Origin of the sequence: Streptomyces sp. A 4/2, assembly GCF_940670765.1 — a bacterium.
Lineage (GTDB): Bacteria > Actinomycetota > Actinomycetes > Streptomycetales > Streptomycetaceae > Streptomyces.
In genome coordinates, this window is record NZ_CALNVW010000002.1 from 494,447 (window position 1) to 511,072 (window position 16,626).

Sequence of the window (16,626 nt, forward strand, 5' to 3'; positions counted from 1 at the left end):
TGCCTCTTGCCGCTGTCCCGGAGGCGTCAGTTCCAGGCGTTGTCCCGGTTCTGACCGTGCGCCCCCTGGTGCCCCAGACCGAACTGCGCGAGCGCCCCGTCCCCGATGTTCGCGTTCTGCGGCGGCATCACCTCGCTGGGCTGGACGAGCGCGAAGCCCTGCCCGAGGAAGCTGAGCTCCCAGCCCTCACCGCTGCTGCCCCGGCGCCGCCGTACACCCGACGAGTGCGTCTGGGCCTGCATCTGCACCCGCAGGCCCGACGACCAGGCGACGATCGCATCGGCGTCGGCGTTGACGTACTTGTCCGGCGTGACCTGCATCATCAACGGCTGGCCAGAGGTCATCAGCGCGACCTTGCCCTGCCCGGTGATGTTGAGCTGGTACTTGCCGGATCCGGAGATTCCGTACTGACTGTCCACCGCGACGACCGTGTGGTTCAGGCTGGAGTCCATCGCCAGGACATACGCGCTGTCGACCGTCAGGCCCTCGTGGTCGACGTCCACCACATGCACGTGCTGCGCGAGGTTGGCGAAGTACACGGTGCCCTGTCCGTGGCAGCGCATCAGATCGAGGCCCTCCCCGGTGTACGCGCGCGCCCGCTGCTCCTGGTGCGACTGGTACTCGGCGTCGAATTCGATCAGTCCCTGGTACGCGACCATGGCGCCCTTGCGGGCGAGGATGTCGTCGTACCCGGCCAGTGTGACCCGCAGCAACTGCGGGTTCTGCACCGTGTACCGGTCCTGGGTCTGCTGCTCCGTATAGCTGAAAAGCGGGCTCTGCATGGTGTTCTGGCTCCCCTCAGTTCCGGATCCGCAGGCGGTCGGTGCTGTCCTCGCTGGGCTGCACGACGACGATGCCCTGGCCGGAGAAGGCCATCTGGTACGCCTCCCCGCTGCCCCGCCCGATCAGCGAACCGGCCTTGAAGCTGCGCTTGCCCTTCACCTTCAGGTTCGGCGACCAGGCGACGAGGGCGTCCGGATCGACGTACGTCTCGTCCTCGCCACTGCCGCAGTCGACGACGATCGGTGTGCCGCGCGAGGTGATGGCGACCCAGCCGCAGCCCGAGACCTGGATGTTCCACAACCCCTGGCCGGCGAACTTGGCCATGCCCTTGACCCGCTCCACACCCCAGGTCAGGCTCGCGTCGAGGGCCAGCAGATTGCTGCCGTTGACCGACAGCGCCTCGTTGTCGAGATTGATCACCACGACGTCGGCGCCGTAGTCGGCGAGGTAGAGCAGGCCGTCGCCGGAGCACTTCATGAGTGGAGCGCCCTCGCCGGTGATCCAGTCACGGGCGATCTGACGGACGGCGGGCGGGTTCGGCTCGTACTGCACGAAACCCTCGTACGCGACCATCGAACCGGTGCGTGCGAAGAGGTCCTGGCCGGTCTGCATGGCGACCTTCAGCATCTTGCTGCCGTGGTTCTCCATGCGGGCCGAGACAGGGGTCGGGGCGTAGCCCGCGAGCTGCTGATTCATGACGGGCTCCCTCAGACCTCGTACGGCTGGACGATGATGAAGTTCCCGGGCGCACCCCGGAATTGGAGGTTGACACTCTCCCCGCTGCTGCCCGCGTAGGCGTTGTGCCGCAGCCTGACCTGGCTGGAGACGATCACCTGCGAGGCCGACGACCAGGCCACCACCGCGTTGCAGTCGGCGAAGGTGGTGGGCGTGACCGGCAGGACCACCGGTGAGCCGTGCGTCTTCACGATGATCGTGCCGGTGCCCTGGAACAGCATGGTGAACAGCGCGCCGCCGGGGATGCCGTGGCCCTCGATCCTGCGGACCTCGTACTGGAGCGTCTCGTCGAAGGCGAGCACATTCTGCGCGGAGACGCAGATGCCGTCGCCCTGGAGCTCGATGGGGTGCAGATGGGTGCTGTTCTCCGCGAAGAAGACCTGGCCACGGCCCGTGCAGCGCATCAGCTGCATGTCCTGGCCGGTCGCATGGCCCACGACCCGCCCCGCGAACCCGGCTCCCTTGTAGCTGAAGTCGACCTTGCCCTGGTACATCACCATGCTGCCCTGCCGGGCGAGGACAGGGGTGTCACCGACGGTCAGATCGGCCCGCATCAGGTACTTGTTCTGCGGGGTCCAGCGCTGGCCGGTATCGGTCTCGCGGTACTTCTGGAACGCGGCGTGCAGACCGGGACCAGCGGCCTGCGGCGGTGCCTGGCCGTACGGGGCGGGCTGTCCGGGCGCAGCCGCCTGACCAAAGGGCGCCGGCGGAGCCATGGGGGTGCCGTACGGCGCCGGAGCACCGGGTGGCCGGGTCCCGTCGGGCACCTGTCCCGCGGGCGGTTGACCGAACTGCGGCTGCTGGGGCAGTTGGGGCGGCTGTGCGTACGGAGCGGGCGCGGGCGGAGGTACGGCGCCCTGCGGGTGCATCGGGGCCACGATCGTCGGCGCCGCGTGCACCGACGGCGGGACGGGCGCCGGGGGCTGGGGCACCGCCGCCGGGCCACCGAACGGCGGGGCGGGCTGCGGGACCTGGGGCGGCCGAGCCTGCTCGGGAGGTGCGGGCGGGGCACCGAACGACGGGGCCGGTGCGGGCTCCGCCGCGGGGGCGGCGAAGGCGGGCACGCCGAAAGCGGGAGGCGCTCCCTGCGGCTGCGGGTCCGGTTCCTCCTCGGCGACCTCCCCGCCGAAGTTCCGCAGGAGCGCGTCGAGCCCTCCGTCGAAACCCTGGCCGACCGCGGCGAAACGCCAGACGTCCTTCAGGTAGAAGTCGCCCAGCATGACCGCGCGCTCGGTGGTGAACTCCGCACCGGTGAAGGCGTATCTGGCGACCTCGTCACCGCCCGCGACGATACGGATGTAGCCGGGCCCGACCTGTGACATCTGGCCGGCGCCGTCGATCGTCGCGGTGAACGAGAGCTTCTGGATCTCCGCGGGGACACGGTCGAGCGTGACACGGAACGACTCGGTGTCACCGGCCTGCGCACCGAGGAGCTGAATCGACTCCTCGGGCGACTTCGGCTGATTGAAGAAGACGAAATACCGGTCGTCCGAAAGCTGTTCGTCGGCGTCGAGTCCGAAGCAGCTGATGTCGAAGGTCAGCCCGGCTCCGGCGATCTGTACACCTACATACAGATCCGTGCCCGCTGTGAGGTCGCTGATCTTGGCCTTGTGGCCCCGCTGGAATTCCCTGGCCATACGTAACGACCGTCCCCCGTCCCGAAATGCAATCCGTCGCGCCAGGCTAACGGCAAAGACCGACATCCGGCCAAGCCGGTGCCCACCCGGTACGCAGCCGGTACAGAATCACTCAGCGTCACTCGTCGCGCGCGGCGGGCAGATGGGGCAGCCGGGCGGCGGCCACCACTCCTTCGAGATAGCCGCGGGCCCGCTCGGTACGCGGATACGCCTCCAGGAGCCGCCAGAAACGCGGACCGTGACCGGGCACCAGCAGATGCGCCAGCTCATGGAGCAGCACGTAGTCGACGACGTACTCGGGCATGCCCTGCAGCCGGTGCGAGAGGCGGATACTGCCTTCGGCGGGGGTGCACGAGCCCCAGCGGGTGTTCTGGTTGGTCACCCAGCGCACCGAATCGGGGCGCGCCCGGCCCCCGAAATACTGGTCGGACAGCCTCTCCGCCCGTTCCGCGAGCTCGGTGTCACCGAGGACGCGCTTGCTCTCCTGGGCCTCCAGTTTGTCGAGCATGACCGTCACCCAACGCCGCTCCTCCGCCTCCGACATACGGGCGGGGATGAGCACGATGGTGCGGTCGCCCTCGCGGTACGCCGAAACCGTTCTGCTGCGCCGGGCGCTTCTTCGGACCTCGACCGCGCTCGTCGCGGAACCGCGGGGCGGCTGGCTCTTCGCGCTGCGCGGTGGACTTCCGGCGGTGTGCAGAGGGTCGACGGGCACGCCACGACGTTACCCGCTGTCAGTGCGTGAAGTCCCGCGTGCGGGACGGTCGGAGCTTGATCCATTCCGCAGTGTGCAGCATTTGAAGTACTAATCCCGAACCCTGTGGATAACTTTCGGCACTCTCCGCGAGCACCGGGCATTCTGGCAACACATCCACGGGGGCTCCCGACGGGGCGACGACCACGCCGATGCACACGGCGGGAAACGGGGTATGCGATGCATCCGATGATGAAGCCCGCGCTGCGGCGCGCATGGCGGGACCGGCAGGCCGTCCAATTCGGAGTGACCCCTGCGCAGGCGGTGGTGCTCGACCCGGTCGACCCCGCGACGGGCTGCCTCCTCGACCTCCTGGACGGTACGCGCGGACTGGAGCTGCTGCGCAAGGAGGCACACGCGATGCGGCTGCCCGACGGCCAAGTGGACAAGCTGATCGCCCGGTTGACGCGGGCGGGCCTCCTCGACGATGCGACGGCCGATGCCGCGGCGGCCGGTGCGTCCCGGAATCGGAACGGCACGCCGGAGCGGCTCCGGCCGGATCTGGCCTCGCTCTCCCTCGTCCATCCCGAGCCGGGCGGCGGGACGGTACGGCTGGCCGCGCGACGCGCTGTCCGGGTGCAGGTGCGGGGCGCGGGCCGGGTCGGAGCCACCGTCGCGGCCCTGCTCTCGGCCTCCGGAGTGGGACAGGTCGAGGTGCTCGACGGCGGCTGCGTCGAACCGTGGGACATCGCCCCGGGCGGCCTCCCCGCCAAGGCTGTCGGGGAGCGAAGAGCTTCGGCGGCCGGTCAGCTGGTCCGGCGTGTCGCCCCCGCCCCGCCACCGCGAGCGTCGGCGGCCACACCACGCAGCGCCGACGGCGGTCCCGGCCTGTCACTGGTCGTCGTCGCCCCGCGGGACGGACTCGATGCCTATGTCCCCGACTCGGCACGCGCGGCGGACTGGATCGCGACGGGGACACCCCACCTCTATGCGGGCGTCCTGGAAGGGACGGGCATGGTCGGGCCGCTGGTCCTGCCGGGAGGTACGGCCTGCCCGGGGTGTCTGGAGCTGCGCCGGGCGGAGCGCGATCCCGGGTGGCCACGCATGGTCGCGCAGTGGCGCTCCGGCCGGCGCGGACCCGTGCCTGCCTGCGATCTCGGGCTGGCAACGACCGTCGCGGGGCTGGCCGCGGCACACGCGCTGACGTTCCTCGACGGCGAACTCCCGGCCAGTACCGGCGCCCGGTGGGAGACGTCCCTGCCCCTGCTCGACTGGCGCTCGGCCCGTATCGCACCCCACCCCGACTGCCCCTGCGGTGCGGGTGGGCACACTGAAGGGGAGTACGCCTCGGGGGCCGGGGCTCCGCACGACACAATGGCCGGGTAACCGTACGCTCCACGGCAGTCTGGGATTTGGAGGGGCGCATGTCTGATCTTCCCCGGAAAGCGGTCACACGTACCGCCAAGCTGGCGGCACTCCCACTCGGCTTCGCCGGCCGGGCCACCTGGGGCCTGGGCAAGCGGATCGGCGGAAGATCAGCTGAGATCGTGGCGCGCGAGGTGCAACAGCGCACCGCGGAGCAGCTCTTCAAGGTTCTGGGCGAGCTCAAGGGCGGCGCCATGAAGTTCGGGCAGGCCCTCTCCGTCTTCGAATCCGCGCTGCCCGAGGAGGTCGCCGGGCCCTACCGGGCGGCGCTGACCAAACTCCAGGAATCCGCTCCGCCCATGCCGGTGCGCACGGTCCACGCCGTGCTGGAGGAGCAGTTGGGTGCGGAGTGGCGCGAGCTCTTCATGGAGTTCGAGGACAAACCGTCCGCTGCCGCCTCCATCGGCCAGGTACACAGAGCCGTGTGGCACGACGGGCGCAGAGTCGCCGTCAAGGTGCAGTACCCGGGAGCGGGCGAGGCCCTTCTGTCGGACCTCACCCAGCTGAGCCGCTTCGCCCGGTTGCTCGGGCCGCTCATCCCCGGCATGGACATCAAGCCGCTCATCACCGAGCTGCGCGACCGGGTGTCCGAGGAGCTGGACTACGGACTGGAAGCACAGGCACAGCGCGAGCACGCGGCGGAGTTCGCGGGTGACCCCGATGTGATGGTGCCCGACGTGGTGCACGAGAGCGATCAGGTGCTCGTGACCGAGTGGATGGGTGGGATCCCGCTCGCCGACGTGATCACCGACGGCACGGCCGAACAGCGCGACAGAGCAGGTCAGTTGCTCGCCCGCTTCCTTTTCTCCGGCCCCGCCCGCACCGGACTCCTGCACGCCGACCCGCACCCGGGCAACTTCCGGCTGCTGCCCCCCGAGGGCATGCACGACACGCAAAGCCCACAGGGCATGCCAGACATACAGGACGTATACGGTGCGGGCTCGGCCGGCCCGGAAGGGGTGGCGGAGGCGGGAAGCGCCGCGCGATGGCGACTGGGCGTGCTGGATTTCGGGACCGTGGACCGGCTGCCCGGCGGGCTGCCGAGCACGATCGGCTACTCACTGCGGATGGCCATCGACGGCGAGGCCGCAGCAGTCTACGAACTGCTCTGCGAGGAGGGCTTCGTCAAGGAGTCCATCGACCTCGACCCGGAAGCGGTACTGGATTACCTACTGCCGATCATCGAGCCGTTGCAGGTCGACGAGTTCACCTTCAGCCGGGGCTGGATGCGGGCGCAGGCCGCCAGGATCGCCGATCCCCGGTCCCCCGCCCATCAGCTGGGCAAGCAGCTCAATCTCCCACCGTCCTACCTGCTGATTCACCGGGTAACGCTGAGCACCATCGGGGTCCTCTGCCAACTGGGCGCCACCGTGCGGCTTCGGGACGAACTCGAAGCGTGGATGCCGGGCTTCCTGCCGGAGGCCGAGGAGGAGGAACTGCCTCCCGCCGAGGCACACGCCTGAACACACCGCGGGGGCCGGTCCAAGTCGACCGGCCCCCGCTGCCCTCTTCGGAGCGCCGCCTGCTCCAGCGGCACGGCCCTGGCTGTCACAGCCCGACCGCTACTCCTGCTATTTCTGCGTTCCTTACTGCATGACAGCCATGGCAAGCGCACGGCGGGCGCGCAACGACGCGCGCTCGGCGCGGCGTTGCATCCTCCGGGCGGCGGCCAGGCGCAGCGCTTGGCGCTCCATCTCGACCTCCCTATGGCGCTGATGCATATGAGCACGAGCCAAGGCTTCTGGGATGAGTTGCATCTCGCGGGTCCTGTTCTGACGCGACGCGGTCGCGGCGATGGTGGTGACGACTGGGGTTGCGGAGCCGGACGGCTCACTGGTGGAGGAGATCATCGGGTCCTGCTTCTGGGGATCGTGCGTGTGGGGGCGGTCAATCGTTCCGGGGCCGATGAGTTTCATGCCGCGACCGGGTTCTTGCGCGGACGGCCACGCGGGCGCTTGCGGGCAACGACGACACCCTGGACGAAGAGCTCGCCACCCCAGACGCCCCACGGCTCACGACGGTCCTTGGCACCGGCGAGGCAGGCCTCCACCAGCGGGCAGGTGCGGCAGAGCGACTTGGCGTACTCGACATCGGCCGGGGTCTCCGCGAAGAAGACCTCCGGGTCGTAGGCACGGCACGGCACGGGCAGATCGAGGTTCTCGATGGCGCCGTCGAGCTCGGTCAGGGCAGTGAGCGGGAACACGGTGGGGTCCTCCGGGGCATCAGGGGGCGGGAGTGTCTGCGAGGGCGGTACGGACGGGGCGTGCGCTTCGATTTGCACGGTGATTTCATTCCTCGTCTGGTCGTTCCGGTCTGTTTGACCGAAGGTCGTCTGGTGGCCCAGTACAAACAAAAGGGCCGCGGATCCCGGGTGGGGTTCCGCGGCCCTGAAGGCGCCTGCCTGATGCTGAATCAGACTGGATCACTCCAGGGTTCGAGCCCACGGAAGGCCCACATCGTGTGATGCTGCGTTGCCTGCTGTCCGAATCCGGCACCGGTTGCCGCAAACGCATAGGACTTGATCCCCGCGATTGCTACTGCTGCTTCCGGTGCCTGGGTCGGTCGCTCATTGAGATCCCGAATGGGGAGGCTCGCCAGGGAGGCAGGGCTGGCGGCAGACATGCCGGACAGACCGGTCCCACGGAGCGAGGAGCCGAGCAGGCAGGTGGCGACGACCGAGCGGTCGGTCATTTTGGTGAAGTTCGTCATGCTTGCCACTGGTCTCGCCTCCTCTCGGCGTCTCGGGGACTCAAGGCCCGGGGGCCTCGTCCCATTCGTATATGGGGTCAAGTACAGCACGGAGTCAGGGCTTCAGAGAAGTCGCTGTTCCCGTGGTTAAGAACCTAAGGGGGTTCCAGGGGCGGGCGCAAACTATTTTTTCAACGAGTTTCGGTCAGTCTTCCACGTCGTCGCCCGCAAGCTCCTGGCCTGCACAGATCGTCAGCACATCGGACCCGAACCGCGCGATTTTCCGGGCACCGACACCGGCGATGCCCGTCAGCTCGCCCTCGGTGGACGGAACAGCCTCCGCGATGGCCATCAGCGTCTTGTCGGTGAACACGCAAAACGCGGGCTGGCCGGTCACCTTCGCCTGGACCGCACGCCACGCGTGCAGCCGCTCGTACAGCGCCTCGTCCATGTCCGACGGGCAGTCCTCGCAGCGCATCAGCTTCATCTCACCGCCGTCGGTCAGCGTCTTGCCGCACACCCGGCACTGAACGGGCCCGCGCCGTTTGCGGCGGACGGCACCGCCCCGCTCGATCCCGCCCGTACCACCGGCTCCGAGACGCGGACCCGTGGCGGCCGAGCCCGGCCGCAGGCCGTTCAGGAAGCGGCTGGGCCGTCGGGAAGCCCGGCCGCCGGGCGACCGGGACACCGCCCAGGAGAGCGAGAGATGCAGCCGGGCCCGCGTGACTCCCACGTACAGCAGGCGGCGCTCCTCCTCGACCTGTTCGTCGGTCTTGGCATAAGTGATCGGCATCATGCCCTCGGTCAGCCCGACCAGGAACACCGCGTCCCACTCCAGCCCCTTCGCCGAATGCAGCGAGGCGAGCGTGACCCCCTCGATGGTCGGGGCGTGCTGCGCCGCCGCCCGCTCGTCCAGCTCCGCGACCAGGTCAGAGAGGGTGGCCCCCTCCCGGGCCCTGACGAAGTCCTCGGCCAGACGCACCAGTGCGGCCAGCGACTCCCAGCGGTCCCTGACCGCTCCGGACCCCGCCGGGGCTTCGGCCCGCCAGCCCTTGGTGCCGAGCACCGCCCGCACCTGGGACGGCAGGTCCACGGCGTCGTCGAGCAGCGAGTCGTTGCCACCGGCCCGCGCGGCCCCGCGCAGGGCGACACCGGCCTCCCGTACCTCGGGGCGCTCGAAGAACCGCTCCGCGCCGCGCAGCTGATAGGGCACCCCGGCATCGGCAAGCGCCTGCTCGTAGACCTCCGACTGGGCGTTGATCCGGTACAGGACGGCGATCTCCGACGCGGGGACGCCCGCCGCGATGAGGTCGCGGATCCGGCGGGCGGTGCTCTCGGCCTCGGTGGGCTCGTCCCCGTACTCCGTGTAGGTGGGCTCGGGGCCCGGACCGCGCTGGGAGATCAGCTCCAGCCGGTGCTCGGCCGCCCGGCCGGAGGCCTGGGCCAGCAGGCCGTTCGCCAGGTGGACGACCTGGGGGGTGGACCGGTAGTCGCGGACCAGCTTCACCACTGTCGCCTCCGGGTGGCGGACGCGGAAGTTCAGCAGGTGGTCCGGGGTGGCGCCGGTGAAGGAGTAGATCGTCTGACTGGCGTCGCCCACCACGCACAGGTCGTCCCGGTCGCCGAGCCACAGATCCAGCAGCCGCTGCTGGAGCGGGCTGACGTCCTGGTACTCGTCCACCACGAAGTGCTGGTACTGGCTGCGGATCCGGTCGGCGATGTCGTGCCGGTCCTGGAGGATGCCCACGGTCAGCAGCAGCACGTCCTCGAAATCGATCACTCCCCGGTCACGCTTCAGCTGCTCGTACATCGCGTAGACCTGGGAGATCTCGGCCGGGTTGCGAGGGGCGTCGCGGGCGGACTTCGCGATCGCCGCCGGGTAGTCGGCCGGCACGGTCTGGGTGACCTTGGACCACTCGATCTCGCCCGTCACGTCCCGCAGCTCATTGCGGTCGAGCCGGACACCGCAACGTGCCGCGGCCTCCGCGACCAGCTGGATCTTGCGCTCGACGAGCCGGGGCACCTCGCCACCGACCGCCTTCGGCCAGAAGAACTGGAGCTGACGGAGGGCCGCCGAGTGGAACGTCCGCGCCTGGACACCGCCCGCGCCGAGCTGGCGCAGCCGGCCGCGCATCTCGCCCGCCGCACGGTTGGTGAAGGTGACGGCGAGCACGGTGGAAGGCTGCAGTATCCCCGCACGCACCCCGTAGGCGATGCGGTGCGTGATGGCGCGGGTCTTGCCCGTACCGGCCCCTGCCAGTACGCACACCGGCCCGTGCAGGGCCGTGGCGACCGCGCGCTGCTCGGGGTCGAGCCCGTCGAGCACCGCGTCGGCAGAGTCCGGGACCTGTGGGAAGAGGGAGGAGTGCGTTGCTGCTGTCACCCCGCCATGCTGCCAGGTCTCACGAGACGGCCGGGTCAGTTGTCCACAGGGGACGAGCGGCAGTCGTACTAATGCGGGCAGTCGCCCGTCCACGGGAATGGTGGCCAGGTCACGTACGTTCTAGCCGGTGCGACGTCCCGGGGCCTGACCCCGGGATCTCCACATACCGAGACATAGCGAGCCGTGGGGCGACGAGAGCCGCAGGCGAAGCAGCAGAGGAGCGCGAGAAATGCCGGGCACTGTGACGATGTACAGCACCACGTGGTGCGGCTACTGCCGTCGGCTGAAGGGCCAGATGGACCGCGAGGGCATTGCCTACACCGAGGTCAACATCGAGCACGACGCCGACTCCGCGGCCTTCGTCGAGAAGGCGAACGGTGGCAACCAGACCGTGCCGACGGTTCTGGTAGTTCCCGCCCAGGGGGGCTCCGAGGTCGTCATGACGAACCCGAGCCTTGCCCAGGTCAAGCAGGCGCTCGGCGTCTGACTCTCTCGAGACGCAACCCCCGGCCGGCCTGACGCCGCTCGGGGGTTTTGTGTGCCCCGGGGGCTCCAGCAGCAGGACGAGGAAGCCCGTCCTCGGCACACCCGGTATCGGCTACCGCCGTGGTCCGAACTCGACCATGGATGGGTTGCGACTGGCGGTGGCCAGGGGCAGCCATATGCCATGCCGGCATGTGACCGTAGCCGCCGCACACCGACTCTCCACCGTTCCCGCCGTGGACCGCAGTGGCGTCGCTCGTCAGCTCCGTACGGTAGGTGTCGTAGGCGATGCGTAGACCGAAGGCGCCCAGCTGGTTCTGCGGGCCCGCGCGGCCCCCGTAGGGGATGCGGTTGCGACCCTCGACCAGTGGCGGTCCTTCGAACTGCCGAGTGCGAGACCTCTCGACCGGCCGGGCGGTAGAGTCCGCACGTGCGTTGATCTTCCGGGCGGCGGCCAAGCGCCGCCGCAGACGGTACGGGCGACCCCGATGTGTTCGAGGCCGCCCGGTTGGCATACCCGTCATCACAACGCCGGAGATCACGCAATGAATGCTCAGCAACCCCTCACCTACGACGCGTTCGTCGAACTCGCCGCCGCTGATCCAACTGTCGTCGGCCTTGTCCTCAAAGGCTCCCGGGCCCACGAGGGCATGACCACCGAGCATTCCGACCACGACCTGTACGTCGTCCTCGCCGATGGCGCCACGACGGCCCTCGCCCGGTTCACGGGGCACCGCACCCCGGAACTCGACCTCGTCATCCTGTCCCTCGACGAGTTCCGCGCCGCCGGAATGCCCGGCTTTGAGCGGTACGCCCTGGCCCGCGCCCGGATTGTGCTCGACCGGCTCGACGGAGGCATCGCCCAGATCTTGGCCGGCAAGGCACGGCTCGACGCCGATGAAGCCTTCCGGAAGGCGGGCGAGTGGCTCGATGCCTACGCCAACTCCGTCTACCGCTCGGTCAAGAACGACCGCGACGGGCATGCACTCGCGGCCCGCCTCGACGCCGCCGACAGCATCCGGTTTCTGCTGGAGTTGCTCTTGACTGTCGACCGTCGCCCCCGCCCCTACAACAAGTACCTGCAATGGGAGCTCGCCCGATTCCCACTACCCGGCTGGGACACCGGCATGCTGCTCGACACTGCGGACCGCATCTCAGGAATGGGCGACGTGTCCACACAGCGTCGTCTCTTCGCACAGGTCGAGGCAGTGGCCCGGCGGGCCGGGCACAGCGCGGTACTGGACGCATGGGGCGAGGACTTGGACCTGATGCGACCGCAGTAGGAGCGCGCCGCGGGAGCTCCCGCACCGCCACTTTGGCCGTCTGAGGCATTCGCAACGGGCCCTACGTGCCCCCGACAGGGGATCGACACCAGGTACCGACGAGGTCAGAGGAGCCTGGCCTTCGCCGGCTCGAAGTGCTCGTCGGTCAAGCTCTCCACCCTGGCTCGGAGGCGTAGGCCAGGGCGCGCGCGAGTGGAGTGTCCGGGGCCGGCGGCTCAGCGGCCGTCTCGAACCCGGTGGCCTGGAGAGCGAACGCAAGGTCGTGATCAGGGGCGCTGTCCGGATGACTCATCGCGCCGGCGTAGCGAGGATGGGCCCCGTGTGCGGGCTCGAAGACGAGGCGGCCCTCCCTGGCCGCCACAAGCAGGAGGGAAGCGTGAGGACCGTGCCGACCGTTCTCTTCCCCGACGGGTCGACGCTGACCAACCCCTCGCTGGCGCAGGTCAAGCAGAAGATCGGCGCGTAACCCCGCCGCCAGGAAGCCGGGGAAGCCCAGGAAGCCAAGAACGCCGCGGAAGCCCGGAAAGCAGGCCCCGCTCGCGTCCGCTCACGCGGCCGGGCTTCCGCAGACGCCCGGCAGTCGGTCCGCCACCGGCAGCCGGGTGCGTTCCTGTTCCAGCTGGCCCAGCAGCGCGTTCTGGGAGGCCTTGCCGGGGGAGCTGAGGAATTTCAGCACCGCGTGCTGGAAGGCGTCGCGCAGCGTGGGCGGCATGGTGTCGGAAGCGTCGAAGCACAGGTGCCGGGTGGGTGATGCGCTCGTGCCGCCGGTGAGCAGGGTCGCGACCTTGCCGCCGATCCGGTCCTGGGGCCGCGGGTCCGAGGCGCTGGGGAAGAGCGGCTTCAGCTGCGGTTCGGCCTGTGCCATCCAGGTCTCCCGGCCTTCGGGCCCCGACAGCTGGCTCAGCAGTTTCATGGCTGCCGGGCTGTCGCGGAACACCGCCGCCATGTCGGCCGACACCTCGAACGAGTCCTTGTGTCCGCTCAGCGCCGGTACCGCGTCGGCGGTCGGCTCGAAAGCGATGTCCTGGCCGTAGAGGTAGCGGATGAAGGAGCTCTCGTGCTCCTCCGTGCAGTCTCCGGAGTTGAGCAGGCCCTTGCCCCCCGCCCCTTCGTACGGGGTCTCCAGCGCGCTCCTCGCGTCCTGCCCGTGGATCAGCGTGGCCCAGGTGCTCCAGGCGTCCCGCATCGCGCGGCTGGTCCACGGCAGGTCGCCGACCGCCCACTGCTCGTACACGTCCGGACCCGCCTGGTGCAGCAGGATGTCCTCGATCCAGTCGGTGCCCGGCCAGCCGGTGGTGGCCTGCGCGCTCATCCCCAGGCACCAGGTGTGCGGCTCGACCGGCTGTGACGGTCTGGTCCACACCAGGCTCTTCACATCCACCTTCAGCGGCACCCAGTAGGTGTGTCTGCTGCCGTTGACGACCAGTTCGGGTGCCCACGGCGCGTACGCCTTGCTCCCCAGGTCCCCGGTCAGCGGGGTCAGTACGCCCTCGTGCGCGTACTCGGCCAGCTCGCCCTGGCTGTTGAGGACGGCCACGTCCGGCGGGGCTCCCGCCTCCAGCTGCGCGACCAGGGTCTCCCGCAGCGAGCTGGTGCCCTGGTAGGTGTACGTGTACGGGGTGTGGTCGTCCAGCAGGTCCAGCGTCCTGGTGAACGCCGCCGCCTCGGGCCCCGTCCAGGGCCCGAGGACGACCACGGTCTGCTTGCCGCCCGCGGAACAGCCGCCGCTCAGCGCGGCGAGGGCGAGCAGCGTGCCGGAGAGCAGCAGGCGCAGCCCTGCCCGGGAGCGCGTCGAGTACGTTCGGATCACCGGAAGGCCTCCCGTCGCGGAACGCGGACGTAGTCGCGCCGGTAGGCGAGGAGCGCCCAGCCGGTGGTTGCGGCGCTCAGCACGCCGACCGGCAGGATGAAGCCGGTCACCGACGCCCAGTCCGCGCTGTGCGCCCCGCTCATGGCGTGCTCGGTCCGCTGTTGCAGGGTGTCGATGGGGTTGGGGACGGCCGAGGTGTCGCTCACCGTGGAGACCTCGGCGAGGTCCACGTCGGCGATCTGCCGCACGGCGGCCTGCCCTTGGTGCACCCGCACGGTCCCCAGCACCAGCACCGGCAGGGCGAGCAGCGGCAGTACGGCCGCGGCCAGCGGAAGGCTCAGCAGCCGGAACCGCACCCGGAGGAAGCCGAGCGTGCGCACCAGGCCCACCGCGAGCAGGACGAAGGCGGCGCAGGAGACCGCGGCGAGGACCACCGGCCGGGTCCCCCATCCGGCCTCGGCGTCCAGGTCGGTGCGCAGGCTCCGCTCCAGCTGGTCGATGCGGTCCTGGATGGTGGTCGCCTCGTAGCCGTGCACGGCCCGGTCGGTGCAGCGTGCCGGGGTGCCGGTGGATCGGGTCGTCTCGCAGAGCATGCTGAGCGCGTACGAGAGGTAGGCCTTGCTGAGGGTGGGGTCGTTCCTGTTGCGGTCGGCCGTGCCGACGTAGCCGTTGTAGGCGACGACGAGGCCCGACACCACCTGGAGGCCCTGGCGTTGCGAGGCGCTCAGCGCCGGGGACTGGGCGACCTGGTTGAGGTTCTGGGTGGCGCGGGTGATCAGGGTCGGGTAGGTCTGGCCGAGGCCGACGATCTCCGGTCCGGTGAGCGCCGATTCGGCTTCCCGCTGTGCCTGCGCCAGGGAGACCTCGGCGCGGGTCAGCTCCACCAGGGCGGGGCTGGTGTGCCGGGCCACCCGGGCCGAGTCGTCGTGCACCCCGCCGTACGCCAGGGACAGCGTGCCGAACGCGATCAGGGTGAGCAGCGGCAGGGCGATCACCCGGTCGCGGAGGAAAGCGGGGCTCTGCCCGTCGGGCACGGGGGCCAGGCAGAGGTACCGGCGGAGCCCGTGGAGCATCCGCGCGGGCTGCCGGGGACCGGGGCGCCGGGGCGGTCGGTCGCCGCTCACCGGGGAGTCACCGTGTGGCTGACGCGGATCCGGGCGGACTCGATGTCGAACGGTCTGATCCTGGAGAGGAGCCGGACGCTGCCGTCCTCCCCCGGTTCGATCAGCTTCCGCAGGTGTTTCTGCATGGCCTCGTCGCCCACGTCGACGGCGAGTTGCCAGGCGCGGCCGAAGGCCCGGCAGGCGGTCCCGGCGTCCGGTACGCGCAGCGCGGCGCAGCCTTCCTCGAAGACCCGGACCAGCTCTTCCTGGTGCAGGTAGTGGCCGACGTCCGGGTGCATCCGGCTGTACAGGCCGTGGTCGCCCGACCAGCGGACCAGGACGGGCACGGAGGGCGGCAGGGTGACGGGGATGCGGTCGCCGTCGGCGCGCACGAGTTCGACCTCGGCGAGCATCACCTCCGAGCCCACTTCGTCCCCGGCGTGCAGGGCGGTGAGCGAGAGGAGGTACGAGCGGGTCTCGTCGCCCCAGGGCTGGGTGGCGAACTCCGTCACGTACGGGGTCGGCGTCGGTTCGGGCGCCGGTACGGGTGTCAGCTCCCGCCGGGTGGGATGGACCTGGCCGAAGGAGCGCAGTTCGGCCCGTTCGCTGCGGTAGAGCCGTACGCGCAGTCCGGCGAGGTGGCGGTCCGCGGCTTCGCGGGTGAGGTCGCGGAGCCGCTCGGTGAGCCCGTCCAGGTCCTCGACGGCGTACGCGACACCGTGCAGGGTGCCGGTGATCAGCAGCAGTTCGTGGGATCTCCAGTCGTCGCCGATGCCGACCGCGTCGCAGGTGAACTCGTCGGCGCAGGCCTCGACCTGTTCGGTGAGCCGGTCGCCCGACTCGTACGCGGGCTCGTTCCTGCCGTCGGTGAGCAGCAGTACGTGGCATACGAATCCCTCCCCGTTTCCCGGGAGTTGACGGAAGAGTTCGCGTGCGCGGGTCAGCCAGCCGCCGATCGCGGTGCCGCCGCCCGGGGAACCGGCGCGCAGGGCGTCCTCGGCGGCCCGGCGGGTCGCGTCGTCGGCGGCGACGGGCGCGCCGGGCGTCCCGGGCTGCGGCGCCGGGTAGACGAGGGTGGGCCGTTCGCTGCCCGCGACGACCGCGAAGTAGGTGCCGTCGGGCACGGCGTGCACGGCGGCGGCTGCGGCGTCCCACGCGGCGGCCATCCGGGTGGGCGGGTGCACCATCGACGACGAGTGGTCGATGAGGAACACGACGGCGTGGTGCGGTGCGTGGGCCGGCCCGGGGCCGGTCCGGGGCGTGCGGGGAGGCGGGCGCCGGACGGTGACCGTGACGAGCGCGTACATCCGCGCCTCGTGCCCCTCGTCGGGTACCGGGAGTTCGGCGACCTGGCTCACTTCGAGGCGGACAGCGGGTTCAGCAGGTCCCTGATCCGCTGCCGGTGTGTCTGCCCCAGCCATGGATATCTCCTGTCGTGACGGAAGCCCAGCGGGCGGACCTCGTTGGCCCGGTCGATGAGCGCTTCCGCGATCTCGGTGCTGTCCGGCAGGTCGGAGCGTCTGGCCTGGTCGGCGAGGCCGCGGTAGAGCTGCGCGAGCAGTTCTTTCAGCTGCTGTCTGTTCACGGGTGCGGTGAGCCGGT

16 protein-coding genes and 2 pseudogenes are annotated in these 16,626 nt (G+C 70.2%); 5 read left to right on the forward strand and 13 right to left on the reverse strand.

Going from position 1 to position 16,626, the window contains the following annotated elements; genetic code table 11:
* Positions 1 to 26: 26 nt before the first annotated feature.
* From NBY69_RS02905 to NBY69_RS02920, 4 genes are all read right to left on the reverse strand, one after another.
* Positions 27 to 782 carry an AIM24 family protein gene (locus NBY69_RS02905; RefSeq protein WP_250297986.1) on the reverse strand — a complete coding sequence of 252 codons (756 nt, stop codon included), beginning with the start codon at positions 780 to 782 and terminating at the stop codon, positions 27 to 29.
* A gap of 16 nt (positions 783 to 798) precedes the next feature.
* A complete protein-coding gene (locus tag NBY69_RS02910; RefSeq protein WP_250297987.1) occupies positions 799 to 1,479 on the reverse strand; it encodes an AIM24 family protein in 681 nt (226 codons plus the stop codon).
* Positions 1,480 to 1,490: 11 nt separating this feature from the next.
* Positions 1,491 to 3,155, reverse strand: coding sequence for a TerD family protein (locus NBY69_RS02915; RefSeq protein WP_250297988.1), 1,665 nt, complete (start codon positions 3,153 to 3,155; stop codon positions 1,491 to 1,493).
* 118 nt (positions 3,156 to 3,273) lie between these two features.
* Entirely contained in the window at positions 3,274 to 3,870 is a 597-nt protein-coding gene (locus tag NBY69_RS02920; protein ID WP_250297989.1) for a M48 family metallopeptidase, read from the reverse strand.
* 219 nt (positions 3,871 to 4,089) lie between these two features.
* Here NBY69_RS02920 and NBY69_RS02925 point away from each other — a divergent pair, with 219 nt between their 5' ends.
* Both NBY69_RS02925 and NBY69_RS02930 read left to right on the forward strand, forming a co-directional pair.
* A complete protein-coding gene (locus tag NBY69_RS02925) occupies positions 4,090 to 5,235 on the forward strand; it encodes a TOMM precursor leader peptide-binding protein (RefSeq protein WP_250297990.1) in 1,146 nt (381 codons plus the stop codon).
* Positions 5,236 to 5,273: 38 nt separating this feature from the next.
* Positions 5,274 to 6,737 carry an AarF/ABC1/UbiB kinase family protein gene (locus NBY69_RS02930; RefSeq protein ID WP_250297991.1) on the forward strand — a complete coding sequence of 488 codons (1,464 nt, stop codon included), beginning with the start codon at positions 5,274 to 5,276 and terminating at the stop codon, positions 6,735 to 6,737.
* A 123-nt stretch (positions 6,738 to 6,860) separates the two neighbouring features.
* Here the strand turns inward: NBY69_RS02930 and NBY69_RS02935 are convergent, their stop codons facing one another.
* The 4 genes from NBY69_RS02935 to NBY69_RS02950 all read right to left on the reverse strand — a co-directional run bounded on the left by NBY69_RS02935 (position 6,861) and on the right by NBY69_RS02950 (position 10,345).
* Positions 6,861 to 7,190 (reverse strand): hypothetical protein, encoded by a 330-nt coding sequence (locus NBY69_RS02935; protein ID WP_250297992.1) that lies wholly within the window; start codon positions 7,188 to 7,190, stop codon positions 6,861 to 6,863.
* Positions 7,187 to 7,555, reverse strand: coding sequence for a WhiB family transcriptional regulator (locus tag NBY69_RS02940; protein WP_250297993.1), 369 nt, complete (start codon positions 7,553 to 7,555; stop codon positions 7,187 to 7,189). The genes NBY69_RS02935 and NBY69_RS02940 overlap by 4 nt, the downstream gene beginning before the upstream one ends.
* Before the next feature lie 131 nt (positions 7,556 to 7,686).
* Entirely contained in the window at positions 7,687 to 7,983 is a 297-nt protein-coding gene (locus tag NBY69_RS02945; protein WP_250297994.1) for a hypothetical protein, read from the reverse strand.
* A 184-nt stretch (positions 7,984 to 8,167) separates the two neighbouring features.
* Complete coding sequence (locus tag NBY69_RS02950) at positions 8,168 to 10,345, reverse strand: ATP-dependent DNA helicase UvrD2 (RefSeq protein WP_250297995.1); 2,178 nt, start codon at positions 10,343 to 10,345, stop codon at positions 8,168 to 8,170.
* A 229-nt stretch (positions 10,346 to 10,574) separates the two neighbouring features.
* Here NBY69_RS02950 and NBY69_RS02955 point away from each other — a divergent pair, with 229 nt between their 5' ends.
* Positions 10,575 to 10,832 carry a glutaredoxin domain-containing protein gene (locus tag NBY69_RS02955; protein WP_250297996.1) on the forward strand — a complete coding sequence of 86 codons (258 nt, stop codon included), beginning with the start codon at positions 10,575 to 10,577 and terminating at the stop codon, positions 10,830 to 10,832.
* Between the two features lie 111 nt (positions 10,833 to 10,943).
* Here NBY69_RS02955 and NBY69_RS02960 read toward each other — a convergent pair.
* A pseudogene (locus NBY69_RS02960) lies at positions 10,944 to 11,181 on the reverse strand (hypothetical protein); the annotation flags it as partial.
* 192 nt (positions 11,182 to 11,373) lie between these two features.
* Here NBY69_RS02960 and NBY69_RS02965 point away from each other — a divergent pair.
* Together NBY69_RS02965 and NBY69_RS02970 are read left to right on the forward strand one after the other, a co-directional pair.
* Positions 11,374 to 12,111, forward strand: a complete 738-nt coding sequence (locus NBY69_RS02965) for a hypothetical protein (protein WP_250297997.1) — start codon at positions 11,374 to 11,376, stop codon at positions 12,109 to 12,111.
* A gap of 376 nt (positions 12,112 to 12,487) precedes the next feature.
* Positions 12,488 to 12,577: pseudogene (locus NBY69_RS02970) on the forward strand (NrdH-redoxin); the annotation flags it as partial.
* A gap of 81 nt (positions 12,578 to 12,658) precedes the next feature.
* On the opposite strand, the gene NBY69_RS02975 reads toward NBY69_RS02970, so the two are convergent.
* The 4 genes from NBY69_RS02975 to NBY69_RS02990 form a co-directional block, all read right to left on the reverse strand.
* Entirely contained in the window at positions 12,659 to 13,921 is a 1,263-nt protein-coding gene (locus tag NBY69_RS02975) for an extracellular solute-binding protein (protein WP_250297998.1), read from the reverse strand.
* On the reverse strand, positions 13,918 to 15,045 hold the full coding sequence (locus tag NBY69_RS02980) for a hypothetical protein (protein ID WP_250297999.1): 1,128 nt from the start codon (positions 15,043 to 15,045) through the stop codon (positions 13,918 to 13,920). The genes NBY69_RS02975 and NBY69_RS02980 overlap by 4 nt, the downstream gene beginning before the upstream one ends.
* Positions 15,042 to 16,445 (reverse strand): vWA domain-containing protein, encoded by a 1,404-nt coding sequence (locus tag NBY69_RS02985; protein WP_250298000.1) that lies wholly within the window; start codon positions 16,443 to 16,445, stop codon positions 15,042 to 15,044. The genes NBY69_RS02980 and NBY69_RS02985 overlap by 4 nt, the downstream gene beginning before the upstream one ends.
* On the reverse strand, positions 16,379 to 16,626 hold a 248-nt coding region (locus tag NBY69_RS02990), incomplete at its 5' end, for a hypothetical protein (protein WP_250298001.1). The genes NBY69_RS02985 and NBY69_RS02990, both read right to left, overlap by 67 nt.

Bases quoted from the DNA above. Each gene is read 5' to 3' on its own strand.
- NBY69_RS02930 (WP_250297991.1), top strand. From the start codon at position 5,274: ATGTCTGATCTTCCCCGGAAAGCGGTCACACGTACCGCCAAGCTGGCG.
- NBY69_RS02910 (WP_250297987.1), bottom strand. From the start codon at position 1,479: ATGAATCAGCAGCTCGCGGGCTACGCCCCGACCCCTGTCTCGGCCCGC.
- NBY69_RS02965 (WP_250297997.1), top strand. From the start codon at position 11,374: ATGAATGCTCAGCAACCCCTCACCTACGACGCGTTCGTCGAACTCGCC.
- NBY69_RS02905 (WP_250297986.1), bottom strand. From the start codon at position 782: ATGCAGAGCCCGCTTTTCAGCTATACGGAGCAGCAGACCCAGGACCGG.
- NBY69_RS02925 (WP_250297990.1), top strand. From the start codon at position 4,090: ATGCATCCGATGATGAAGCCCGCGCTGCGGCGCGCATGGCGGGACCGG.
- NBY69_RS02915 (WP_250297988.1), bottom strand. From the start codon at position 3,155: ATGGCCAGGGAATTCCAGCGGGGCCACAAGGCCAAGATCAGCGACCTC.
- NBY69_RS02985 (WP_250298000.1), bottom strand. From the start codon at position 16,445: ATGGCTGGGGCAGACACACCGGCAGCGGATCAGGGACCTGCTGAACCC.
- NBY69_RS02945 (WP_250297994.1), bottom strand. From the start codon at position 7,983: ATGACGAACTTCACCAAAATGACCGACCGCTCGGTCGTCGCCACCTGC.
- NBY69_RS02935 (WP_250297992.1), bottom strand. From the start codon at position 7,190: ATGAAACTCATCGGCCCCGGAACGATTGACCGCCCCCACACGCACGAT.
- NBY69_RS02955 (WP_250297996.1), top strand. From the start codon at position 10,575: ATGCCGGGCACTGTGACGATGTACAGCACCACGTGGTGCGGCTACTGC.